Raw genomic sequence first — 20,971 nt, forward strand, 5'->3', positions numbered from 1 at the left:
CGCGAGCCCCCTACTTCTTCTTAGCAGCGGCTTTACCAGCCTTGCGACGGATTACTTCGCCTTCGTAGCGAATGCCTTTACCTTTATATACTTCCGGTAAACGCCAGGCACGGATAAACGAAGCGAGATCACCAACAGCTTGCTTATCGGCACCTTTTACAGCCAACTTGGTGTTGGCTGTAACGGTTATCTCCAGACCGGCCGGTGGATCAACTTCCACGGGGTGAGAATAGCCAAGCTGCATAACCAGCTTTTTGCCTTCCATAGCGGCACGATAACCTACACCGATAATTTCCAGGCGCTGCTCGAAGCCTTCCGTCACTCCCTTCACCATGTTGGCGATAAGAGTTCTGGATAGACCGTGGAGAGCACGTGATGATCTGTCATCAGCTTTCCTGGCGACGACTACACTGCCGTCTTCTTGCTTGATGGCAATTTCCGGGCGGATTGTCCTGCTCAAATTTCCTTTCGGACCTTTGACCGCGACATCCTGACCGTTAATGGTGATAGTGACACCATTAGGGACTGGAATTGCTAATTTGCCAATACGGGACATGGCTTTTTCCTCTTCGTTATCTGGTTGCTTTGTTACCAGACGTAAGCTACAACTTCACCACCGGTGTTGTTAGTACGAGCTTGGCGATCTGTCATCAGACCACGGCTTGTGCTAACGATAGCCATTCCCAGGCCACCATAGACACGCGGTACTTTCTTAGAAGCACGGTACACCTTCAAGCCTGGACGGCTGATGCGCTTTATCCCTTGGATGACCTTTTCACCCTTAGGACCGTACTTAAGTACGATTCGCATTTTTTGAGCTGGCGTTCCCAATGCCTTGGTTTCAAAGGACGAGATGAAGCCTTCATTGCGCAGAAGTTCGGCAATTGCCAATTTCTGCTTGGAAGCAGGCATCTCTACTGTCGGCGCGGCAACGCGCACGGCATTCCTTATGCAGGTCAACATATCTGAAATAGGATCTGTAACTGGCATGTACTTATATCCCCTCCTACCAGCTTGATTTGGTGAGACCAGGAATCAAGCCGTCATGAGCCATCTTACGAAGGCACAAACGGCAGAGCCCGAAGTCACGATAATAACCACGTGGGCGACCGCAAATTCGGCAGCGGTTATGCAACCGAACAGCTGGGTACTTGCCTTTGGCAGCTAATACCCTGCGCTTCATTTCTTTATCGACTAACGATGTCTTGGCCACTTTTTGAGTTCCTCTTTCTCACCACTTGTAGTGCGCGTGTATAAACCTATTGCTGTCCTTGCTTACGGAACGGCATTCCCAGAGCGGCAAGCAAAGCTTGTCCTTCCTGGTCCGTCTTAGCCGTGGTGACGATGGCTATATCCATGCCACGCACTTGGTCAACATTTTCGTAGTTGATTTCCGGAAAAATCAATTGCTCTTTGACGCCTAATGAATAATTGCCGCGTCCATCAAATGCCTTACCGGATACGCCACGGAAGTCGCGAATACGGGGAAGAGCAATGTTGATGAGCTTCGACAAGAAGTCATACATGCGAGCACCACGCAGGGTTACCGAAATACCAACCGGCATGCCCTGGCGAACTTTGAAAGTCGCGATGGACTTACGAGCACGGTTAACAACCGGTTTTTGACCGACAATGGCAGTCAAATCTTTGATGCCGGCATCAATAGCTTTTTGGGTGCCGGTGGCTTCACCAATACCCATGTTGATGACGACTTTTTCAAGTCTCGGCACTTGAAGATCGTTCTTGTAATTGAACTGCTTCTTCAGATGCGCAACTACTTCTTTGTTATAGCGTTCTTGGAGTTTCATGCGTCGAAAGCCTCGCTGCAGTGCTTACAGATGCGGGTCTTTTTGCCGTTATCTGCAACCTTGTGCTTGATACGTGTTGGCTTTTTGCAGGCTGTGCAATAAAGCATCACGCGACTGGCAAAAATTGGAGCTTCTTTTTTGATAAGTCCACTTTGACCAGTAACACTCTTTTGTCTGGTGGCGCGGGTAACCACATTTATACCTTCAACAATGATTTTGCCTGTTTTCGGGAATACGTTGGCTACTTTGCCGGTCTTGCCGCGGCCGATCTTTTCAGAACCGGTCATCAGCATGACCATGTCGCCTTTTTTGACATGTACTTTTGGAGTTAGATTCGTAGCGCCTTGCTTAACAAGAGCGTTGGATACAACGGTCTTGCCGCCGAATTTCACTTGCTTGGAAATTGGAGCATTGGCGTAACGAACATTTTTTCTATGTTTGGTGGGTTGCATGATTACATGACCTCCGGAGCCAATGAAAGAATCTTGGTGAAGTTCTTGTCGCGCAACTCACGAGCGATTGGTCCAAAAACACGGGTACCTTTCGGGTTGTTGTCTTTTTGGATAATCACCGCAGCATTGTCATCGAAGCGGATGGTTGTGCCATCAGCGCGTCTTACGTGATTGCGCACGCGGACAACAACGCAACGAACTACTTCAGATTTTTTGACCGGCATGTTTGGCAGGGCATCTTTAACGACGCCAATGATTACATCGCCAACAGTGGCATAACGCTTGTTGGAGCCACCCATGACACGAATGCACATGAGCTCACGTGCGCCCGTGTTATCGGCGCAGGTCAAACGTGTTTGGGCTTGGATCATTTCTCCTCCTGCTCGACGGCCGATTCAGCATGACCGACGGTATCAATCACCAGCCAACGCTTGGTCTTGGACAAAGGTCTGCACTCACGGATGCGAACGACATCGCCAATCTGGCAAGAGTTGTTCTCATCATGCGCTTTGAACTTGTTTGTCTGTGCGATGACTTTCTCGTATTTTGGGTGAGAAGTATGGTTCTGCACAGCGACTGTGACTGTGCGGTCCATCTTGTTGGATATAACTTCTCCGACCAATTCTTTACGTGGCATTTTTATATCCTCACTTTGCCTTGGCTGCCAGTTGCTTTTCGTGGCCGATGGTTATCAGCCTGGCCAAGCGCTTACGGACTTGCGAAATCTTGGCTGTGTTTTCCAGCTTGCGCAGAGCGTGCTGGAAGCGCAATTCAACTATTTCCTTGCGGGCTTCGTCGATGCGGGCAGATACTTCATCTGCGCTTAGTTCTCTAATTTCACGTACTCTCATCGAGCGCCTCCTGCATGTCTGTCAACAATGCGACACTTAACGGGCAATTTTTGAGCTGCCAAACGCAAAGCTTCATGAGCTGTTTTGGCGTCAATACCTGCCATTTCAAACATGACACGACCTGGCTTTACCACAGCAACCCAGAATTCAGGGTTGCCTTTGCCGGATCCCATACGGGTTTCTGCCGGCTTCTTGGTGCAAGGCTTGTCTGGGAAAACACGAATCCAGAGCTGACCGCCACGGCGTACCGAACGAGTCATGGCTTTTCTTGCTGCTTCAATTTGGCGGGAGTTGATCCAACATGGCTCAAGAGCCTGCAGACCATATTCACCAAACTGCACTTCAACACCACGTGTTTCGCAGCCGGTCATACGACCACGCATTTGTTTGCGATATTTTGTTCTCTTCGGCATCAGCATGTGTCTGTACCCGTTTTATCCTTTTACGTAATTACTGTTGTTCTTCAGTGGGGAGAGCTGTGGTGGTTGTAGGACCGGATCTCTTGCCTCTACGTCCGCCTTTGCCTCTGTCGCCGCGCTCGCCGCGTTCACGATCAGAACGATTTTGTGCATCTTGCGGTCTTTCGGTTTGAGCCTTGATGTTTGGCGGTGACATTTGACCTCTGTCTAATTCACCTCTGAATACCCAAACCTTGCAGCCTATCTTGCCCATCGTTGTATTGGCTTCAGCAAAGCCGTAGTCGATATCAGCTCTTAATGTCTGCAATGGAATACGTCCATCCTTGGACCATTCGGTACGAGCAATTTCAGCTCCGCCCAAGCGACCGGCAACCATGACTTTGACGCCATGTGCACCAGCACGCATACAACGTTGCATTGCTTGCTTCATTGCGCGTCTGAAAGCAACACGCTTTTCCAACTGCTGGGCAATTGATTCAGCAACAAGTTGTGATTCCAAATCAACGCGGTTAACTTCAAGGACGTTGATCTTCACATCGAGTCCGGTGCGCTGCAGCATACCCTTAATCTTCTGACTCAAGGTATCGAGGCCCTGTCCACCTTTACCAACTACGACGCCCGGGCGTGCAGTGTAGATGTCCAGTTGAATGTGATCTGCCTTGCGGCTTATCTCAACTCTGGAAACACCGGCGTTGGACAACTCTTTCTTGACAAATGTTCGGATGCGGAAATCTTCTTCCACCAATTGGCCCGGCAAACCTTTGGCCATCTCTTTAGTAGAGAACAACCAGTTGGACTGCCATCCTTTGTGGACGCCAAGCCGAAAACCATTCGGATTTACTTTCTGACCCACGAAATGCTCCTTTATACGTCAGACAGAGTGACGGTGATGTGACTTGTACGCTTCATAATGGGGAATGCTCTTCCTCTAGCGTGCGGTTGGCTGCGCTTAAGGGTTGGTCCCCCATCAGCATGTGCTTCGACAACCTTCATATCCATTACTTCAGCTTCGGACACGGGACGCTTTGGCGAATTGATAAGGTTGAACATTGCGGAACGCAATACCTTATGCACTTCACGAGCAGCCGTGTACGGCATAAATCTCAAAATGGTGTCAGCTTCACCAACAGATTTGCCGCGGATCTCATTGACCACACGACGCACCTTTCTCGGTGACATTCTCACCCACTTAGCTTGTGCTCTACTCAACATGATTAGCCAGCCCTCTTTACTGTTTTGTCGGCTGCACCCGAGTGTCCTTTGAATTGACGTGTCGGGGCAAACTCTCCAAGTCTATGTCCAATCATTTGCTCGGTTACGTAAACCGGCACATGCTTCTTACCGTTATAAACAGCAATGGTGTGACCGATCATCTCAGGAATAATCATCGATGCGCGTGCCCACACTTTGACGACTTTTTTCTCGCCTTTGCGGTTCATTTCTTCGATTTTCTTTTGCAGTGAAGGGTGTACATATGGTCCCTTCTTAAGCGAACGTGCCATTATGCAACTCCTTTATTTCTTACGACGCTGGACGATGTACTTGCTAGATGTCTTGTGCTTACCGCGACGGGTCTTGTAACCCATAGCTGGTTTGCCCCAAGGTGTTTGTGGCTTACCGCCGATTGGCGATTTACCTTCACCACCACCGTGTGGGTGATCAACTGCGTTCATCACGACACCGCGGTTAGCTGGCTTAATACCCATCCAACGCTTACGGCCGGCTTTACCAATGCGGATGTTTTTAGCATCCGTATTGCCCAACTGACCGATTGTAGCCATACAGTCAACATGAACCATGCGCATTTCACCTGACGGTAAACGCAACGTAGCCATCTTGCCTTCTTTGGCCAATACTTGTATTTGAGCTCCGGCGGATCTGCCCATTTGTCCGCCCTTGCCTTTGGTCATTTCCACGTTGTGAACCATGGTACCCAAAGGTATCAAGCGCAAAGGAAGAGCATTGCCATCTCGTACTTCAGCAGCCGGACCGCTCATCAATTTATCGCCAACCTTGACGCCAATTGGAGCCAGGATGTAGCGCTTTTCACCATCTTTGTAGAACAACAAACAAATACGGCAATTGCGGTTTGGATCGTATTCGATTGTTTTTACTGTCGCTTCGATGTGCTCTTTGTCACGCTTGAAGTCGATAATACGGTAATTCTGTTTGTGACCGCCGCCTTTGTGGCGAACTGTCAATCGTCCTTGGTTGTTGTGACCGGAGTGCTTTTTCAAAGGCACGATCAACGATTTTTCCGGACGTGAAGTCGTCAGATCGGAGAAGTCATTTAATGACATATTCCGTCTGCCGGCTGATGTTGGATTTACTTTACGAGGAGGCATTTTCTAATTTCCTTTTCCGCTTTTGCGATAACTGGAAGTACTTTATGTACTCTTGCTGGCGCTTATGCGCTGAACAGCTCGAGTGCATCTCCCTCGATGGTGACAATTGCCTTTTTGCCATCACGTGGAGTTGGGGTTGTGCGACGCGAACGACGCAATCTGTCACGAATAGGAGCGGTGTTGACCGATACTACCGTTGACTTGTTTTTCGGGTAAAGCTCTTTGATGAGCTCTTCAACTGCACGAGCAATTTCTATCTTGTTAGCATCTTTCGATACTTCAAAAACGTATTTGTTCATGCCGGAAAGCATGGTTGTTTTTTCGTTGATAATTGGGCGCTTAATTATCTGCGCTGCACGTCTTTCCATTATTGTTTAACCCTCTTTTTTAGCTTTCTTGGCTTTGGTCGCGCCTTTGCCTTCAGCTTCTACGGAATTGCTCTTCAGACGCTCGCCAATTGCTTTGACGGTACGCTCTGTTGTAACAATCTTGCCGGCTTCAATGATGTCCTTGACGGAAAGATTGTCGGAAGAGACAACCTTGACGCCTTTGATATTGCTGGCGGCGCGCTTGATCGTTACGCAACCATCGCATGCAAAATCGAGAACAATCAAAATCTTTTGTCCGGAAATCTTCAAATCATCAAAGATAGCTGCGACTTCTTTAGTCTTCGGCTCTTTGATGGAGAAGTCCTTTAGAACAACCATATCTTCGCGCTTGGCGGACAAGGCTGAACGAACAGCCAAGGCGCGCATCTTCTTAGGCAAAGACATGCTGTAATCGCGTGGCTTTGGTCCGAAGGTGACACCGCCACCTGCCCACAATGGCGAACGGATAGAACCGGCGCGAGCGCGACCAGTTCCCTTTTGACGCCATGGCTTACGTCCACCACCGGACACTTCGCTGCGTGTCTTGGTGTTGGCTGAGCCCGAGCGAGCGTTAGCCAATTGGCGGTTCAAGGCTGTGTGCATCAAATCAACGTTTGGCTCAACACCAAATACAGTTGCTTCGAGGCTAACCTCGCCAACTTGCTTACCTTTTGTATCTAATAGAACTGCAGATGTCATATTTTTACCTTTTCCGCTCCGGTTCCGCTTCGCTTCACCTTCGCTTGCCTTCCGGCTTATCCGTCTTCGCTTCGCTGCGCATTGCTCATCGCAACGCTTGCTTCGCTTCTCCTTCTGCCCTACTTCTTAGCCGGTGTGCTAGTTGCATTCCAAGTTGTTTTGGAAGGCGAAATAACAACTAAGCCACCTTCGGAGCCAGGGATACCACCCCGAACCAAAAGCAGCTTTTTCTCGGCATCGACACGTACAACTGTCAGCTTACGTGCGCATACATTTTCATTGCCCATGTCCCCAGGCATGTGAACGCCTTTATAGACACGTCCCGGTGTTGTACCGGCGCCAATGGAACCCATCGAGCGGTGGAACTTGGAACCGTGAGCCATTGGTCCACGACCATGGTTATAACGCTTAATGGTGCCCTGGAAGCCCTTACCGATGGAGCGTCCGCGCACATCGATGAGCATTCCTTCTTTGAGGATTTCTTCCGGCTTCAAAGCTTCGCCGACATTGTAGGCGGATGTATCATCCAGGCGGAATTCCTTTAATGGCTTCAAGGCTTGGATTTGCTTTTTAGCAAACATGCCTTTGACTGGCTTAGTGACGTGCTTGTCCTTTACAGGGAAGCCGCCAACTTGCACAGCAGTGTAGCCATGGGTTTCCTTCGTCATCTTTTCAGTAACGATGTTTTCGCCAAGGGCAATAGCAGTTACCGGAATTACCAGTCCTTCTTGATCGAAGATCTGGGTCATACCGATTTTCTTGCCTAAAAGGCCGATTATATTTTTAGCCGACATTTCTAATTAGTTCCTTGAGGAGTCTTAGAGCTTCACTTCGATGTCTACACCGGCCGGCAGATCGAGACGCATGAGGGCGTCAGCTGTCGTTGGTGTCGGATCGTTGATATCGATCAAACGCTTGTGGATACGTGTCTCAAAATGCTCTCTTGATTTTTTGTCCACGTGTGGTGAACGCAATACACAGTACACACGCTTGCGGGTTGGGAGCGGTACCGGGCCAGTTACGCTGGCGCCTGTACGGCGTGCACAATCCACAATTTGCTCGGCGGACTTATCTAGTAGTTTATGGTCGTATGACCGAAGACGTATGCGGATTCTCGGCCCACGAGCATGTGAGGCACCGGCATCTGTTTTCTGTGTTTTGGCTTTCGCCATTTACTTTCTCTCCGTAAAAAAGAGTACTCACAAAAGAGTCATCGCATTGCTGTCTAGTGCAACCACATTAACCGGCTCTTATAAATGAATCGGTCACGCAGTCATAGACACAGGACATGCGAACCAAATATTCTAGCGCTATATATATGGAATAGTTGTAGAAATTTATTTCAGCATAAGAATTGAGGCGAATTTCCGCGAATCCTTGTTGCAATCGTTCACATACGCCAATTTGTGATCGGGGGCTCATCTGATTTTGATCAATATATTCAAAGAAAAGCGGGTGACCGAAGCCACCCGCTTTTCGTTACTTGTTCAGTCGTTGGACTAGGCGATGATGCTAGCAACAACACCTGAGCCGACGGTACGACCACCCTCACGGATAGCGAAGCGCATTTGCTCTTCAACAGCTACCGGTTGGATGAGTTCAACTTCCATGTCGACGTTGTCGCCTGGCATAACCATCTCAACGCCTTCCGGCAATTTGATGGAACCAGTTACGTCTGTCGTACGGATGTAGAACTGTGGTCTGTAACCTGGGAAGAATGGGGTGTGACGTCCACCTTCTTCTTTGCTCAATACGTACACGCGAGCTTTGAACTTGGTGTGCGGCTTGATGGAACCAGGCTTGGCGATAACTTGACCGCGCATGATCTGGCTCTTGTCGATACCACGAACCAAGATACCGACGTTGTCACCGGCAATACCGGAATCCAAAGTCTTCTGATACATTTCAACGCCTGTGACTGTCGTCTTCAATGTGTCAGCCAAACCGATGATTTCAACTTCGTCGCCGACTTTGATTTGACCACGCTCGATTCTGCCTGTAGCAACGGTGCCACGACCGGTGATGGAGAACACGTCTTCAACAGCGAGCAAGAACGGTTTGTCGATTTCACGCTCTGGAGTTGGGATGTATTCATCAACAGCCTTCATCAACTCAGTGATTTTGGCTTCCATAGCTGCATCGCCTTCGAGAGCTTTCAAGGCTGAACCACGGATGAATGGAATTGTGTCGCCTGGGAATTCGTACTTACTGAGCAATTCACGAGCTTCCATTTCAACGAGGTCGAGCAATTCCGGATCGTCAACCATGTCGCACTTGTTGAGGAACACAACGATGTAAGGAACACCTACCTGGCGAGCGAGCAGGATGTGCTCACGGGTCTGAGGCATTGGACCATCGGAAGCTGAGATAACGAGGATTGCTCCGTCCATCTGAGCAGCACCGGTGATCATGTTTTTGATGTAGTCGGCGTGTCCAGGGCAGTCAACGTGACTGTAGTGACGAGCTTCTGTTTCGTACTCAACGTGAGCTGTGTTAATCGTGATACCACGAGCCTTCTCTTCTGGAGCGGCATCGATTTCGTCGTACTTTTTGAACTTAGCTTTACCCTGCTTTGACAAAACTAAGGTAATGGCGGCGGTCAAACTTGTCTTACCGTGGTCAACGTGACCAATAGTTCCAACGTTTACGTTGGGCTTGTTTCTTTCGTACTTCTGGCGGGCCATCGAATTAGTTCTCCTTAGTCATATGTTTTTTGAAACACGTAATTGAATAGGTTACTACCTTGATATATATGTAGGCTCTATTTGAACCTGAAATATTAACAATGAGACAAGAAATATGGAGCCCAAGACGAGAATTGAACTCGTGACCTCCCCCTTACCAAGGGGGTGCACTACCTCTGTGCTACTTGGGCAGGGGTTGCGGGAGCAACCTTGCTAAGCATTGTCTTTCAACTTTGCCTCGCGCCTTGTCTCAATTGTATCCACCACTACCACAGAAAAAAAATTTGGGCGGCGCTGGGTTCGAACCAGCGTAGGCTTACGCCAACGAGTTTACAGCCCGTCTCCTTTAGCCACTCGGACAGCCGCCCATAAGCCGGTGATGGGAATCGAACCCGCAACCTACGGTTTACAAAACCGTTGCTCTGCCATTGAGCTACACCGGCGCATTTTGGCGAACGTGAATTTTACGGCAACAAGAAACCTAGTGTCAAATTTGCGGCTTCTTGAAACGTTTACCGGAAACACCACTTGGCATGTTTTGCCGGACGACTTCATAGAAAAGTATGCCCGCTGCAACGGACGCATTCAAAGATTCGACCTTGCCAAGCATTGGTAATCTTACCAAAAAGTCACAATGCTCCTTCATCAAACGTGACATTCCCTGTCCTTCCGATCCAATGACTACCGCCAAAGGACGTTTTAAATCCGATTCGCAATACATCTCTTCGGCATAAACATCCAAGCCGACAACCCAGAAACCGAACTTCTTCAAAGTCTCCATGGCGAAAACTAAATTCGAGACTCGGACGACAGGCAATGAGGCAATAGCTCCCGCACTTATTTTGGCCACAGTAGAAGTCAATCCGGTAGCGCGTCTCTGGGGAACCAGAAGTGCTTTCACTCCGGCAGCTTCTGCTGTACGAATAATTGCGCCCAAGTTATGTGGGTCTTCGATGCCATCTGCGACGGCAACCATGTAACCATCAAGATTCTTGCCGGCGAGTTCTGCCTCTTGCCGATCAAGTTCTAGCTTCACGAGAAACGCTTCAAGCGGCCACATCTCGGCGGCACTAATTAGTGCCAATACGCCTTGATGTCTCTTGTCCGGCCCGACTAATTGATCCAGTTTGCGTTTCTCGCAAAATTGAACCGGGACCCTTTGTGATTTTGCCAGATCCTTGATGCTATCAATGCGACCGTCATGAGCCATACCATTTTGAATGAGGATCTTATTGATTTTGATCCCCGATAAACGCTTGAGCTCCCTCAAGTCCGGCAGCTTGATGGACTCGCCACCGCTTGCCACCTTTAGGCTGCTCAAAGCACTTAGAACTTGCCCTTCATCCGCAAAAGTCTGAAGCGGACCCTTCTCACCATCACGAGCAGACTCAGCCTGCTCCAAAAAAGATAGAACGGCATTTTTGCCAAAAATCATTTCGTCCGAGTTGATCATATTTATATGGTTGGTCCGGCCCTAAATAGATATCTGATAGCTTACAAGGCTGAAGCAGCATTAATCAAATGGGCAAATCCCCATGGACACGGTCCTTACAAGGGTTTTATGCTGCGTATTGCACACTTAACCCGCCCAAAATCATGCTTTTTGACGTATTTTTCCTAGGTTTGCCCATTATGTTTGGACTCATGTTCGGCTACTACGCCGTAAAAGAGGCATCCATCAAATTTTGGCGCCCGACCTTCTGTATCGTCGCCTATTCGGCCTATTACCTGGCCGGCGGGCGCGAAGTCGTTCTTTACTTCACCACGGCCGCGATGATGTCGTTCGGCTGGGTGTCCGTTTTGTAATTAAGTAAATCTCGGTTAACCAATCACTAGGCACCTTGTAAAATGACAAGATGCCGAAATTACCACTACAAGTTTGGTTCGGGCTGGTACTTGCTGTCGTGCTGGATACTGCAGTTCAAATCAGCTGGAAAGCAGCTGAGATGAATATCCCCAGCTCTGCAACTGCATTTGAAACTATTCTTGCCACCCTGATGCAGCCCTTGTTTTACGGCGCAGCATTGATGTTTGTCGTTCAATATGTAAATTGGATGAATGTACTGAAGCACGTCGATTTGAGTTTTGCTCAACCAATCACTTCACTGAGTAACGTCACGATTCTGCTTCTATCAGCATCATTGCTGCACGAAGACGTGACACTCACGCGTTGGGCAGGAGTCGCTCTAATTCTTGCAGGCGTCTGGTTCATCAGTACTACAAAGCACAAAACAAACCTCGACGATTTAACTCACGAAGTGGAAAAAGAATTGTCCGTGTCACAGTCGAGGAGTAACTAATGCAGTTAATTGGTTTACTCCTGGTACTTTGCACAGTGGCACTCGAGTCCTGCTGCCAGTTTTGCTTCAAAAAAGGCGCCACAGCAGAAAACGGCAAGCCCTGGGTAATGGCGGCAATCAGCATTTATGTCGTGCAAGTCATGCTTTGGTCCTGTGTATTGCACATGGTTGATATCAGTATCGCCCATCCGATGTGCAGTCTTAGTCTTGTAGTTGTAGCCTTGATGTCACTTTTCTTTTTGAAAGAAAAACTCACGACACAAAGATGGATGGGCATCGTTCTTATTATTGGCGGCACCACATTGGTAGGACTTAGGTAATGCAAAATATAATCACTATCAACTGGTATGACCGAGCCGATGAGATTGACGAAAATCTCTGGCGCGAATGTTTTCCTGCTCCGCTGGAAGGCTCCTGGTGGTACAAAACACTGGACGACAGCAAATTAAATGACCAGTTTGAATTTTCCTATGGCGTTATTTCCATAGATGATTTTGCAGTAGGCATTGCACCTATCTTTTCCATGAAGGTGCCGATTGATTTAGTAATGCCACAAGGAATTTCATTCGTGCTCAAAGCATTGAGCGTCTTCAAAGAAAGTCTTGCCTATCAGCACACTGTCTTTATAGGTTCGCCATGCGCTGAAGAAGGAACTGTAGGTCTTGTACCTGGTGTTCACTTATCGCAAGTCGCCAAAGCGCTTTTCATTGCGGTTCAAGATAAAGCTGCCTTGCTCAAAGCTCCTATGATTGTCTGGAAAGACATGAATGAACAAGATGCAGAAACCCTTGATCAACTGACTGAAGAATTAGGCATGTTCCGCATGGTCAGCTTCCCCGGCACGCTCATTAATCTCTCAAGCGATCGCATGGAGGATTACTACAAAAACCTCAAAGGTTCTAGACGTCACAATCTCAAGAAAAAGCTTAAGCGCAGCCAACAGTTAATTGCACTCGATACAGAAGTTATTCAAAATCCAAATCCGGAAGTGCTCGAGGAAATTCTCGGACTCTTCTACCAGACTTACAATCGCGCAACGACAAAGTTTGAAAAACTCACACCGGAATTCTTTAAATCAATTGCCAGTTGGGATACATCGCATTTTGTACTTTTGCGTTCTAGCGAAACCAAGCAACTGGTGTCATTCATGTTACTTTTCCGTTTTGAAGATCGCATAATCAACAAATTCCTAGGGATTGATTACAACCAACCGGATACATACCACCTCTACTTCCGTCTCTGGGACGCAGCACTTGCGTGGGTTTTAAAATCCGGTGCCAAAGAATTCCAGAGTGGACAAACAGGCTATAGAGCCAAACTTGATGTTGGTCACAAGCTGGTTCCCCTAACCAATTACTGCAGGCACAGCAACCCGCTTATAAATAAAGTATTTGCGACAATCGCCAAAGACATTTCTTGGAGTTCCCTGGACAACGATCTTGATACTTACCTGAAGTCGCAAGCAGTAAAAGCCACTCTCGAGAAACAACCCGAGTTAGTCACCAACAAGTAATGCACAAGATAGAACTCGTCGAGAATGGCAAAGAAAAGTTCGCCGAGAACATTCTTCGCCAGTTACCTGATTGGTTCGGCATCGAAGAATCAATTCTGAATTACCTTTCAGATATCGGTAAAATGCCAACTTACTTCGCCAGCAACGAAGCCGGTGACAAAACTGGTTTTGCCACAATTCACTTCCACAATGCCTCCACAGCTGAAATCCATGTAATGGGCATCCTGCCTCAGTTCCACGGACAGGGCATAGGCAGACAACTTGTTGAAAAATTGGCACAGTCAGCAAGAGACAAAGGCTGCACGTACCTGATGGTCAAAACTCTTGGCGCATCGCATCCTGACAAAAACTACTCTCGCACTCGACAGTTCTACTTAAGCGCAGGCTTTCTGCCTCTTGAAGAGTCCACAAAGATTTGGAACAGCATGCCGTGCTTGATCATGGTAAAGAGCCTGGTCTAGAAAAGGGCGCATGCAATGCGCCCCTACGAAAAACCGCTACAAAGTCTCTACGAAATCTATACAAACGCAACCTAAACAAACGCTAATAACGAATTTGGTATGTTGTTATTAGGAGGGTACTTATCGCTTTGGGAGCCAGTTTCCAGAAACCTTTGCAGAGAAGGCGAAGCAGTGCCAAACAGTTCACAACTAAAACAATTCCTCAAAATCTGTTCGCTATCCCTGAGCGTTACTGCTACAGTCATAGCGACAATGGTTTTGTTGGCTTATTCCGGACTGATACTACCCATTCCGACAGCTCTAATTACCAACATCGCCGGTAGCGAAGAAGCGATATCCGTCATTCTCTTAAGCGTGGCGACTATCTTACTTACCAAAGCCAAAAGCGTGAAGCTTTTGCGCTGCCTTGGCATATCACTTTCCATATGCTTGCTTGCTGCAGGCATAATGGGTCTTGTTGGTTGCAACCTAAACCTTGCCTGCACGACGGATCAAACAGGCAAAGTTGCCGTTCAACTGACAGCAGGACAAATTCACCAACCCAGCCTCAACCTGTATTATTTGGAGCTGGTACTGTCAGGCATTTCGCTCTTGCTACTGCGGGCGACGAAGCACAACCTAGATCAAGTCTGGCACTTCACTAGCCAGCTTCTACTTCTGCCACCATTTATATCAATTGCCAGCCAGGTCATCGATTTCAGTCCAATACAAAATTTCGTTCATTTCAGTTTCATGTCCACCAGTACTGCATTTCTTTATTTATTAGCTATTACTGCAATAACTCTTTCTCGCTTTGATGTCGGTCTCGGTCATCTACTGAGCAATCGCAAGATAACCGGCATGGTTACTAGAAGAGTTTATCCAACAATGCTTGTACTGTTAGTCTGGCTAGCGCTTGTCGAACCGGGCGGCTTAACCTCAGGCTTCTTTCTAACTTCACTCAGCTTGGCAATATTTGCAATCTGCCTCATTTGCTCATACTTGCTTGCCATAGTTGCGTGGAGTAATGAAGCAATGAATAGCCTGAAGAAAAAGCACGCCCTTGCTCAGGAGCAAATGCTTATTGAACTTGCTCAAGCTCGAGATCAAGCGCTAGCTGCGTCCCGGCTCAAGTCGGAATTTCTCGCCAATATGTCTCATGAAATTCGCACGCCTTTGAATGCTGTTATAGGCATGAGTGATTTGCTTTCCCGCACAAAGCTCAGCTATGAGCAATTGCAATATGTCAACATCGTCAATCACGCAGGCGAAGCTTTGTTGGAGTTGATAAACGATATTCTGGATTTCTCCAAAATAGAAGCCGGCAAACTTGGATTGGAAATAGTGGACTTCGATGTTATGTCGGTTGTCGAAGGCACAGCCGAAATGCTCGCCAATAAATCACGAGAAAAGAATATCTCATTGATGACATTTATTTCGCCGGATATTCCTCCTGTCGTTTCAGGTGATCCATCCCGCATAAGACAAGTTCTGATGAACCTTGTAAGCAACAGTGTGAAGTTTACGGAGCAAGGCGAAGTAACTGTACGCGCAACAGTTAGCGGGTTTCAAGATGATGACGTACTTGTACGCTTCAGCGTCAGTGATACAGGAATAGGCATCGAAGAAAATGAACTGGACAACTTATTTGAACCATTCACCCAAGCCAATCAGTCCATTGCCAGACAATATGGAGGCACCGGACTAGGGCTATCTATTTCGAAACGATTGGTTGAATTGATGGGCGGTCAGATGGAGTTGACCAGTCAGGCACACAAAGGTTCGACGTTCTGGTTTACTGTGCCACTAAAAATAGTCCAGCCGGTGAACCAAGAGGACACCGAAAAATTTCGGTTGGAAAACACACGCCTTCTGGTAATCGAAGGACTTAGTGGTGCTAATGAGATAGTGGAATCGTACGCCAAATCCTGGAGAATGCGCGCGTATTCAGTGAAGAACGGCAGCGACGCACTTACAACGCTCATAAGCACACCAAAATCCGATCCTTTTCACATAGCTATTGTCGATGGCTCAATGGGACAAGACTTGGCTCTACAGTTGTCTAAATCGCTGAAGGAAATCGAGGAGCTGGGAGGTTTGAAACTAGTCTTGATGAGCGCATCAGAAGATCAATCCCTTGGTCAAAGAGCACTTGAAGCTGGATATTCCGCCTATTTGCAAAAACCAATTAAACAATCACAACTGTTTGATTGCATTGCCAATGTTTTGGTAGGACTACCTAAGAAAGGCACGATTGCAACTGAAAGCACCGACAATGCGAAGATTCAAAAAGGATCAGGAAAATCAATTCTTGTCGTGGAAGACAACCCAATAAATCAAAAGGTTGTGCTAATGATGCTGAAAGAGCTAGGCTATGCTGCTCATGCAGTAGGCAACGGCAAAGAAGCACTGCAGGCTGTAACTAGAACACATTACGGTCTTGTTCTCATGGATTGCCAAATGCCTGAGATGAACGGCTTTGAAGCAACAGCCGCCATTCGCAAACTCGATGCGCTAACAGGTAGACACACCCCAATCGTTGCCTTAACAGCCCATGCTATGTCTCAGGATCGCGAAGAGTGTTTATCATCCGGCATGGATGACTACATCAGCAAACCGGTCACGGCAAAAAGACTAGGAGAAGTTCTCACTCGCTGGTTGGATCAAACCGGACCAGAGAAGTTCATGAAGAAATTGTCTGAGGTAACTCCAGTCGCCGAAGGCGCAAAGCTGGTTCCGGTGCCAATAGATCTCGAAGTATTTGAGGAAACCTATGGACACAAGGCAGGCGGTGAATTACTGAAAGAATTCGTTGAGTCTACAACAACCATGCTAGGCCAAATTGCTTTGAGTCTGGACCACAAAGATTTGAACTCATTGCGATTTTTCGTGCACAAGCTGAAGGGTTCATGTGCGGCAGTCTATGCCACAGAAATGGTCCTCATAAGCCGCGACATTGAAGAAGCGATAAAAGGAGAAGACTGGACTGAGCTTGAAAAACAAAACCGATCACTGAACTCTTCATTTGGCCATCTTTGCTCTTATCTACAGCAAAGAATTTTGACCAGCAAAGAATCTTGACATCAACTATTGCCGTGTCTTAGCTGTTGAGCTTCAGCCAGAGAACGCATGGATATCTTGTGCTTTTTGAGCCAGCGGGAAATTGTATTGGGATCGCACCAACGATTTTCTGTCTCGCGATAGATGCGGGCAATTTCAACCGTGCTCAGCTTTTCCTTAACATACTTCTGGTAAAGCCAGTCGCGGTCTTGATATAGTGTCGTGCTGCGTAAGCTTTTGCCCATCCTCTACCCCAGCTCTAACCTGCTAGTGAATATAGTCATAATTTCATTGTGTTACGTTTAAGAGCTTCTGACAAGAGATAATCGATGAATTATCATGTATTTCCATGAAGAAACCTGAACCCAAACAACATATACCCCAGGTCGATAAGGTCCTACGCCATCCGGCTATCACTGAGACTTGCGAATATGTGCGCCGCGAGATTCTCACACGTCTGGTCAGGATAGAGCTTCAGGACCTGCGCGATGGCAAAAGCGACATCTATGAAGTTGGAGAAATCGCCGATAAAGTGCGCCGGAAGGCACTTTCCCTACTTGAGCCGCGCCTCAAACGTGTACTTAACGGCACCGGCGTTGTATTAAATACAAATCTCGGCCGAGCGCCTCTACCAAAGCAAGCCCTGGAAAATCTTCTTGAGACCGGACAACATTATTGCAATCTTGAATTTGACCTGGAGGCAGGACAAAGAGGGGAGCGTGCTAGTTACATTGAAGAGTTACTCAGACTTTTAACCGGATGTGAATCTGCAATTGTCGTCAACAATAATGCTGCTGCTGTTTTGCTCGCCGTAAATTCACTGGCACAAAAACGTGAAGTGATTGTTTCGCGCGGCGAATTAATAGAAATTGGCGGCAGTTTTCGTTTGCCGGAAGTAATTGAATCTGCCGGCGGCAAACTAAAGGAAGTGGGCACGACAAACAAGACTCGCGTTAAAGATTATCAGCATGCTCTCTCAAATAAGACGGGAATTCTGTTGCGTTGCCATCGATCCAATTTTGCAATTTCCGGTTTTTGTGAAGAAGCCAGTCGCGAGGAGTTAGTTGAACTTTCTCTCAAGAGCAAAATCCCACTTTTTGAAGATCTTGGATCTGGAGCACTAACAAGCTTCTACGAGAATATCGGCTCGCGCGAACCAATGGTCGCTGAAGTAATTCAAAAAGGCGTCAACTTAGTATCGATTTCGGCCGACAAACTTTTAGGCGGTCCTCAGGCAGGCATCGTGCTCGGTGATCGCAAATTGATTAAGCTATTGAGAAAGAATCCTCTCTATCGCTGCCTGCGTCCGGACAAACTGGTCGTTTCAATGCTTGAGTCTCTACTTGCCGATTATCTGACACCGAACTATGAAGATACAATTCCTGTTTTAGCGATGACGAAAGCAACCGCTCAAGACATTAAAGGAAGAGTAGAAGCCTTTATTCAGAACAACTCTGAGTTGGAAAATCTGAAATTGACTATCAAGCAAACCTCCTCAAAAGCAGGCGGTGGCAGTCTTCCCGAGACTGATATAGTCAGTTTTGCATTAGTCATTGATGCACCGGTTTCAGCGTCCAAATTAGCCAAGTTACTGCGCAACTCTTCAACTCCAATCATTCCTTTAATTGTGGATGAGCAGGTAATAATAGATTTCAGAACCATTACAAAGGGCGATGAAAGAGTTTTATTAGACTGTCTCAGGTGTATAGATCAGGTAGCTTTTCTACCACAAGATATAAGACCAGAAAATGGAGCTATAATCTCAAGGTCAGGGAAACACTCGAAATCCATCATAAGAGAGGAAATATGAGTCAAGAAGGTAATGTGTCTGAGCAACTCAGCGCTTTGTCCAAGAAGATTGAAGATCAATCACGCTTTACCAGAGTATTGGTTCTCATGTGCACAAGCGCAATAGCAGCGATCATGTTCTACCTCACAACAGAAGTTGTCTCGAGTTTGCCGATGTTGCAACTGTCTGTTGACCAGCTTCAAGCCATTTACGCGAAGAAAACCGGCACAGCTGTTGGTGTACCGGCTCCTCCGTCCAAATAGAATCGCGCCAATCTCGCAAAAGATTTTTTAAAGTGCCGCCGTTTAACGGTGGCACTCTTTGGCGTTCCTTTTCTAGATAGTTTCTATTCCTGACTCATTTATTCAACAAAGCCTGGCGGCGCTTAACTTCCGCTTCCACTTCTTCAGGACTAATGTTGTTCACCTGCATTGGTCCCGCGCAAATTTCGCGCCAATGAGCCCCAGCCAATGCTTGTCTTACTATTACTTCGAAAACTTGAGCACGCACGCCTGAACCATAGCTTCCTGGACCGGATGTAAGTCCTGTTGTTGGTGCGCCTGGCACAGAAGCTGGTGCGGCAGGTGCCTGTTGTACAGGAGCCGGAGCCGGTTGCGGCGCCGGTTGTGCTGGAGCTTGAGCCTGTGGTTGAGCGGGTGCCGGAGCTGGTGCTTGAGCCTGTGGTTGAGCTGGTGCCGGAGTAGGAGCGGCTTGCTGCGCTGCCTGTTTAGTAGCAATTTCGCGTTCGGAAACCGACACAGCAGGCTCGAATGTAGAATTCGGCTTAGGTGGCGCCGGTGCCGTATCAAAGAAGCTGGAAGATTGCCCCTTGGGAGCCGGCTCTGCGGAAGGCTTGCTGTCCTGTTTTACCTTTTTTATCTCCATCAACTGAGTTTGCATATCCTTGACCATAAGCTCAGTTTCAGCTCTCAACTCTTCAATTTGATGACGAAGCATTGCCGCTTCCGATTCTTTTTCCGTGAGCGCCATTTCTTTATTAGTCAAAAGCGATTGATATTCACCCTCGCGCTGTTCAGCTTCTTTTGCTACTTCCTCATAACGCTCGGCAAATTCTTCATAGCGCGTTTTCAATTCATCTTTTTCTTGTTGATTTGCTTGCAAGAGCTGTTCAAATTCTTGCTCGCGCTCTTCCATTGCTCGTTGCAATTCTTCGTTTGCCGCGTGCAAAGCTTCCAACTGAGCGGCAATTTCCTCATTCTCAACAGCAATTAGCTCTTCTAAAACATTATCACTGGCGCGACTGCCGCCGGCAGCCAGAGGAGCGCGCTTAGGAGGATTAGGAGCTTGCACTGCCTCGTAAGCAGCTCTGAATAAGTCTTCTGTAAGTCGCTGTGTTCCTAGAAGTTCGACAAGTCTGCGCAATAAATCCGCAGGGTGGTCTTCCGGGAAAATCGCCATGTAGGCGCATTTAAATGTCCATGAATCAATTGTTCCATTGGCTAATTGATCAGCCAAATTCATAACCAATTGATCTGATGTAATTTCGCCGGCCATGCGCTGTTCGCGATCTTGCATGGTGGCAACCATTTGATCAAGAACATCAATCAAATCAGCCAAAGCCTTTGTCGGCTCCATTGCTTGCTGGATCGTATCCGATAAACCGTTGAGCTTAATGCCTACTTCGTAGAATGTTTGATTTGCTAAAGTGTCTTTCAACTCTTTCAATGTCTCAAGCTGTTCTTGAGCCAGCCCCTGCACTGCGGCAACGTTGGTCGCACATACATTCAATAACTCATCGAGACTAGCTGGATCAATCGTCTCAACTTTGCCTGCCATTTGTCCCAGAGATTTCTCCACATTACGAAGTACATCTATGAGTCCTGAAGGATCAAAGTCTGAAGGAAGTGTCGCTTGTTGTCCAGGCACCATTGCCGGTATCACACCTGACTGTGAGCCTGTTGGTTGTAAATCTTGTTCGGCCATAGCCTTTATATTTTCACTTGTGCTTGCCTGCCCCAAAGAGCCACGCAATCTGGCTCTGCGGGAAGCGGATCCCTCAGCCGGCTGATTAGCCGCGCCTTCCGGAATGTCCGGATAACTACTCTTTTCCTCACTAGCCATTCGCTACAGCCTTCCTAATTGGGCAGCAATTTAACAAATCATGGTCGACCATCATATTGATCAATTAAAGCTTTCCCCAAAGCCACGGCTATTTAACGCCAGTCGCTGATTATCAGCTCGATCCGGCATTCTTAGCTGTCCCCAGTATAGATCCGATAATG

29 protein-coding genes and 3 tRNA genes are annotated in these 20,971 nt (G+C 47.6%); 8 read left to right on the plus strand and 24 right to left on the minus strand.

Annotated elements, in window-relative coordinates; all coding sequences use genetic code 11:
• Positions 1-10 precede the first annotated feature (10 nt).
• The 22 genes from rplF to rlmB all read right to left on the minus strand — a co-directional run bounded on the left by rplF (position 11) and on the right by rlmB (position 11,079).
• Positions 11-556: a 50S ribosomal protein L6 gene (gene rplF, locus K2Y22_02685; GenBank protein ID MBX9877341.1), complete on the minus strand. Its 546-nt coding sequence runs from the start codon at positions 554-556 to the stop codon at positions 11-13.
• A gap of 32 nt (positions 557-588) precedes the next feature.
• A complete protein-coding gene (gene rpsH, locus K2Y22_02690) occupies positions 589-990 on the minus strand; it encodes a 30S ribosomal protein S8 (protein ID MBX9877342.1) in 402 nt (133 codons plus the stop codon).
• 16 nt (positions 991-1,006) lie between these two features.
• On the minus strand, positions 1,007-1,213 hold the full coding sequence (locus K2Y22_02695; protein ID MBX9877343.1) for a type Z 30S ribosomal protein S14: 207 nt from the start codon (positions 1,211-1,213) through the stop codon (positions 1,007-1,009).
• Positions 1,214-1,259: 46 nt separating this feature from the next.
• A complete protein-coding gene (gene rplE, locus K2Y22_02700; GenBank protein MBX9877344.1) occupies positions 1,260-1,808 on the minus strand; it encodes a 50S ribosomal protein L5 in 549 nt (182 codons plus the stop codon).
• Positions 1,805-2,260, minus strand: coding sequence for a 50S ribosomal protein L24 (rplX, locus tag K2Y22_02705; protein ID MBX9877345.1), 456 nt, complete (start codon positions 2,258-2,260; stop codon positions 1,805-1,807). The genes rplE and rplX overlap by 4 nt, the downstream gene beginning before the upstream one ends.
• A gap of 2 nt (positions 2,261-2,262) precedes the next feature.
• Entirely contained in the window at positions 2,263-2,631 is a 369-nt protein-coding gene (rplN, locus tag K2Y22_02710; protein ID MBX9877346.1) for a 50S ribosomal protein L14, read from the minus strand.
• A complete protein-coding gene (rpsQ, locus tag K2Y22_02715; protein MBX9877347.1) occupies positions 2,628-2,897 on the minus strand; it encodes a 30S ribosomal protein S17 in 270 nt (89 codons plus the stop codon). Before rpsQ ends, rplN begins: the two co-directional genes overlap by 4 nt.
• Before the next feature lie 10 nt (positions 2,898-2,907).
• Positions 2,908-3,111, minus strand: coding sequence for a 50S ribosomal protein L29 (gene rpmC, locus K2Y22_02720; GenBank protein MBX9877348.1), 204 nt, complete (start codon positions 3,109-3,111; stop codon positions 2,908-2,910).
• Complete coding sequence (rplP, locus tag K2Y22_02725; protein ID MBX9877349.1) at positions 3,108-3,530, minus strand: 50S ribosomal protein L16; 423 nt, start codon at positions 3,528-3,530, stop codon at positions 3,108-3,110. Before rplP ends, rpmC begins: the two co-directional genes overlap by 4 nt.
• 31 nt (positions 3,531-3,561) lie before the next feature.
• The gene (gene rpsC, locus K2Y22_02730) at positions 3,562-4,383 is read right to left on the minus strand and encodes a 30S ribosomal protein S3 (protein MBX9877350.1); all 822 of its coding nucleotides are present in this window, start codon (positions 4,381-4,383) and stop codon (positions 3,562-3,564) included.
• Positions 4,384-4,394: 11 nt separating this feature from the next.
• The gene (rplV, locus tag K2Y22_02735) at positions 4,395-4,742 is read right to left on the minus strand and encodes a 50S ribosomal protein L22 (GenBank protein ID MBX9877351.1); all 348 of its coding nucleotides are present in this window, start codon (positions 4,740-4,742) and stop codon (positions 4,395-4,397) included.
• Positions 4,743-4,744: 2 nt separating this feature from the next.
• Entirely contained in the window at positions 4,745-5,032 is a 288-nt protein-coding gene (rpsS, locus tag K2Y22_02740; protein MBX9877352.1) for a 30S ribosomal protein S19, read from the minus strand.
• Between the two features lie 12 nt (positions 5,033-5,044).
• Positions 5,045-5,875 carry a 50S ribosomal protein L2 gene (rplB, locus tag K2Y22_02745; GenBank protein MBX9877353.1) on the minus strand — a complete coding sequence of 277 codons (831 nt, stop codon included), beginning with the start codon at positions 5,873-5,875 and terminating at the stop codon, positions 5,045-5,047.
• A 62-nt stretch (positions 5,876-5,937) separates the two neighbouring features.
• On the minus strand, positions 5,938-6,243 hold the full coding sequence (gene rplW / locus K2Y22_02750; protein MBX9877354.1) for a 50S ribosomal protein L23: 306 nt from the start codon (positions 6,241-6,243) through the stop codon (positions 5,938-5,940).
• Between the two features lie 6 nt (positions 6,244-6,249).
• Positions 6,250-6,942: a 50S ribosomal protein L4 gene (gene rplD, locus K2Y22_02755; GenBank protein ID MBX9877355.1), complete on the minus strand. Its 693-nt coding sequence runs from the start codon at positions 6,940-6,942 to the stop codon at positions 6,250-6,252.
• A 119-nt stretch (positions 6,943-7,061) separates the two neighbouring features.
• Positions 7,062-7,736: a 50S ribosomal protein L3 gene (gene rplC, locus K2Y22_02760; GenBank protein MBX9877356.1), complete on the minus strand. Its 675-nt coding sequence runs from the start codon at positions 7,734-7,736 to the stop codon at positions 7,062-7,064.
• 24 nt (positions 7,737-7,760) lie between these two features.
• Positions 7,761-8,114 carry a 30S ribosomal protein S10 gene (gene rpsJ, locus K2Y22_02765; protein ID MBX9877357.1) on the minus strand — a complete coding sequence of 118 codons (354 nt, stop codon included), beginning with the start codon at positions 8,112-8,114 and terminating at the stop codon, positions 7,761-7,763.
• 327 nt (positions 8,115-8,441) lie between these two features.
• The gene (tuf, locus tag K2Y22_02770) at positions 8,442-9,626 is read right to left on the minus strand and encodes an elongation factor Tu (protein MBX9877358.1); all 1,185 of its coding nucleotides are present in this window, start codon (positions 9,624-9,626) and stop codon (positions 8,442-8,444) included.
• A gap of 116 nt (positions 9,627-9,742) precedes the next feature.
• Positions 9,743-9,817, minus strand: a tRNA-Thr gene (locus K2Y22_02775).
• A gap of 94 nt (positions 9,818-9,911) precedes the next feature.
• Positions 9,912-9,994 (minus strand) — tRNA-Tyr (locus K2Y22_02780).
• Between the two features lie 3 nt (positions 9,995-9,997).
• Positions 9,998-10,069, minus strand: a tRNA-Thr gene (locus K2Y22_02785).
• A gap of 44 nt (positions 10,070-10,113) precedes the next feature.
• The gene (gene rlmB / locus K2Y22_02790) at positions 10,114-11,079 is read right to left on the minus strand and encodes a 23S rRNA (guanosine(2251)-2'-O)-methyltransferase RlmB (protein ID MBX9877359.1); all 966 of its coding nucleotides are present in this window, start codon (positions 11,077-11,079) and stop codon (positions 10,114-10,116) included.
• Between the two features lie 179 nt (positions 11,080-11,258).
• Between rlmB and K2Y22_02795 the strand changes: the two genes are divergently transcribed.
• The 6 genes from K2Y22_02795 to K2Y22_02820 all read left to right on the plus strand — a co-directional run bounded on the left by K2Y22_02795 (position 11,259) and on the right by K2Y22_02820 (position 16,960).
• Positions 11,259-11,432: a hypothetical protein gene (locus K2Y22_02795; GenBank protein MBX9877360.1), complete on the plus strand. Its 174-nt coding sequence runs from the start codon at positions 11,259-11,261 to the stop codon at positions 11,430-11,432.
• Between the two features lie 50 nt (positions 11,433-11,482).
• Positions 11,483-11,926 carry an EamA family transporter gene (locus K2Y22_02800; protein ID MBX9877361.1) on the plus strand — a complete coding sequence of 148 codons (444 nt, stop codon included), beginning with the start codon at positions 11,483-11,485 and terminating at the stop codon, positions 11,924-11,926.
• The gene (locus tag K2Y22_02805; GenBank protein MBX9877362.1) at positions 11,926-12,246 is read left to right on the plus strand and encodes an EamA family transporter; all 321 of its coding nucleotides are present in this window, start codon (positions 11,926-11,928) and stop codon (positions 12,244-12,246) included. The genes K2Y22_02800 and K2Y22_02805 overlap by 1 nt, the downstream gene beginning before the upstream one ends.
• Entirely contained in the window at positions 12,246-13,439 is a 1,194-nt protein-coding gene (locus tag K2Y22_02810) for a GNAT family N-acetyltransferase (GenBank protein MBX9877363.1), read from the plus strand. The genes K2Y22_02805 and K2Y22_02810 overlap by 1 nt, the downstream gene beginning before the upstream one ends.
• Positions 13,439-13,900: a GNAT family N-acetyltransferase gene (locus K2Y22_02815; protein ID MBX9877364.1), complete on the plus strand. Its 462-nt coding sequence runs from the start codon at positions 13,439-13,441 to the stop codon at positions 13,898-13,900. The genes K2Y22_02810 and K2Y22_02815 overlap by 1 nt, the downstream gene beginning before the upstream one ends.
• Positions 13,901-14,071: 171 nt before the next feature.
• Entirely contained in the window at positions 14,072-16,960 is a 2,889-nt protein-coding gene (locus K2Y22_02820; protein MBX9877365.1) for a response regulator, read from the plus strand.
• Between the two features lie 2 nt (positions 16,961-16,962).
• Here the strand turns inward: K2Y22_02820 and K2Y22_02825 are convergent, their stop codons facing one another.
• Positions 16,963-17,184, minus strand: coding sequence for a hypothetical protein (locus K2Y22_02825; GenBank protein ID MBX9877366.1), 222 nt, complete (start codon positions 17,182-17,184; stop codon positions 16,963-16,965).
• A 104-nt stretch (positions 17,185-17,288) separates the two neighbouring features.
• On the opposite strand from K2Y22_02825, the gene selA reads away from it, so the two are divergent.
• Entirely contained in the window at positions 17,289-18,749 is a 1,461-nt protein-coding gene (gene selA / locus K2Y22_02830; protein MBX9877367.1) for an L-seryl-tRNA(Sec) selenium transferase, read from the plus strand.
• Entirely contained in the window at positions 18,746-18,991 is a 246-nt protein-coding gene (locus K2Y22_02835; protein MBX9877368.1) for a hypothetical protein, read from the plus strand. The genes selA and K2Y22_02835 overlap by 4 nt, the downstream gene beginning before the upstream one ends.
• Before the next feature lie 94 nt (positions 18,992-19,085).
• Here the strand turns inward: K2Y22_02835 and K2Y22_02840 are convergent, their stop codons facing one another.
• Positions 19,086-20,810, minus strand: a complete 1,725-nt coding sequence (locus tag K2Y22_02840) for a hypothetical protein (protein ID MBX9877369.1) — start codon at positions 20,808-20,810, stop codon at positions 19,086-19,088.
• Positions 20,811-20,971: the final 161 nt, after the last annotated feature.

The organism is Candidatus Obscuribacterales bacterium (assembly GCA_019744775.1).
Classification (GTDB): Bacteria; Cyanobacteriota; Vampirovibrionia; order Obscuribacterales; family Obscuribacteraceae; genus SBAT01.

What these genes read in the sequence shown, in the direction of transcription:
- rplP (MBX9877349.1), bottom strand. Translation starts at nt 3,530, where the DNA reads ATGCTGATGCCGAAGAGAACAAAATATCGCAAACAAATGCGTGGTCGT.
- rplN (MBX9877346.1), bottom strand. Translation starts at nt 2,631, where the DNA reads ATGATCCAAGCCCAAACACGTTTGACCTGCGCCGATAACACGGGCGCA.
- rpsS (MBX9877352.1), bottom strand. Translation starts at nt 5,032, where the DNA reads ATGGCACGTTCGCTTAAGAAGGGACCATATGTACACCCTTCACTGCAA.
- K2Y22_02815 (MBX9877364.1), top strand. Translation starts at nt 13,439, where the DNA reads ATGCACAAGATAGAACTCGTCGAGAATGGCAAAGAAAAGTTCGCCGAG.
- selA (MBX9877367.1), top strand. Translation starts at nt 17,289, where the DNA reads ATGAAGAAACCTGAACCCAAACAACATATACCCCAGGTCGATAAGGTC.
- rplB (MBX9877353.1), bottom strand. Translation starts at nt 5,875, where the DNA reads ATGCCTCCTCGTAAAGTAAATCCAACATCAGCCGGCAGACGGAATATG.
- rpsQ (MBX9877347.1), bottom strand. Translation starts at nt 2,897, where the DNA reads ATGCCACGTAAAGAATTGGTCGGAGAAGTTATATCCAACAAGATGGAC.
- K2Y22_02825 (MBX9877366.1), bottom strand. Translation starts at nt 17,184, where the DNA reads ATGGGCAAAAGCTTACGCAGCACGACACTATATCAAGACCGCGACTGG.
- rplD (MBX9877355.1), bottom strand. Translation starts at nt 6,942, where the DNA reads ATGACATCTGCAGTTCTATTAGATACAAAAGGTAAGCAAGTTGGCGAG.
- K2Y22_02840 (MBX9877369.1), bottom strand. Translation starts at nt 20,810, where the DNA reads ATGGCTAGTGAGGAAAAGAGTAGTTATCCGGACATTCCGGAAGGCGCG.
- K2Y22_02835 (MBX9877368.1), top strand. Translation starts at nt 18,746, where the DNA reads ATGAGTCAAGAAGGTAATGTGTCTGAGCAACTCAGCGCTTTGTCCAAG.
- tuf (MBX9877358.1), bottom strand. Translation starts at nt 9,626, where the DNA reads ATGGCCCGCCAGAAGTACGAAAGAAACAAGCCCAACGTAAACGTTGGA.
- rlmB (MBX9877359.1), bottom strand. Translation starts at nt 11,079, where the DNA reads ATGATCAACTCGGACGAAATGATTTTTGGCAAAAATGCCGTTCTATCT.
- rpsJ (MBX9877357.1), bottom strand. Translation starts at nt 8,114, where the DNA reads ATGGCGAAAGCCAAAACACAGAAAACAGATGCCGGTGCCTCACATGCT.
- rpmC (MBX9877348.1), bottom strand. Translation starts at nt 3,111, where the DNA reads ATGAGAGTACGTGAAATTAGAGAACTAAGCGCAGATGAAGTATCTGCC.
- rplW (MBX9877354.1), bottom strand. Translation starts at nt 6,243, where the DNA reads ATGGAAAGACGTGCAGCGCAGATAATTAAGCGCCCAATTATCAACGAA.
- rplE (MBX9877344.1), bottom strand. Translation starts at nt 1,808, where the DNA reads ATGAAACTCCAAGAACGCTATAACAAAGAAGTAGTTGCGCATCTGAAG.
- K2Y22_02805 (MBX9877362.1), top strand. Translation starts at nt 11,926, where the DNA reads ATGCAGTTAATTGGTTTACTCCTGGTACTTTGCACAGTGGCACTCGAG.
- K2Y22_02795 (MBX9877360.1), top strand. Translation starts at nt 11,259, where the DNA reads ATGTTTGGACTCATGTTCGGCTACTACGCCGTAAAAGAGGCATCCATC.
- rplC (MBX9877356.1), bottom strand. Translation starts at nt 7,736, where the DNA reads ATGTCGGCTAAAAATATAATCGGCCTTTTAGGCAAGAAAATCGGTATG.
- K2Y22_02800 (MBX9877361.1), top strand. Translation starts at nt 11,483, where the DNA reads ATGCCGAAATTACCACTACAAGTTTGGTTCGGGCTGGTACTTGCTGTC.
- rpsH (MBX9877342.1), bottom strand. Translation starts at nt 990, where the DNA reads ATGCCAGTTACAGATCCTATTTCAGATATGTTGACCTGCATAAGGAAT.
- rplF (MBX9877341.1), bottom strand. Translation starts at nt 556, where the DNA reads ATGTCCCGTATTGGCAAATTAGCAATTCCAGTCCCTAATGGTGTCACT.
- K2Y22_02810 (MBX9877363.1), top strand. Translation starts at nt 12,246, where the DNA reads ATGCAAAATATAATCACTATCAACTGGTATGACCGAGCCGATGAGATT.
- rplX (MBX9877345.1), bottom strand. Translation starts at nt 2,260, where the DNA reads ATGCAACCCACCAAACATAGAAAAAATGTTCGTTACGCCAATGCTCCA.
- rplV (MBX9877351.1), bottom strand. Translation starts at nt 4,742, where the DNA reads ATGTTGAGTAGAGCACAAGCTAAGTGGGTGAGAATGTCACCGAGAAAG.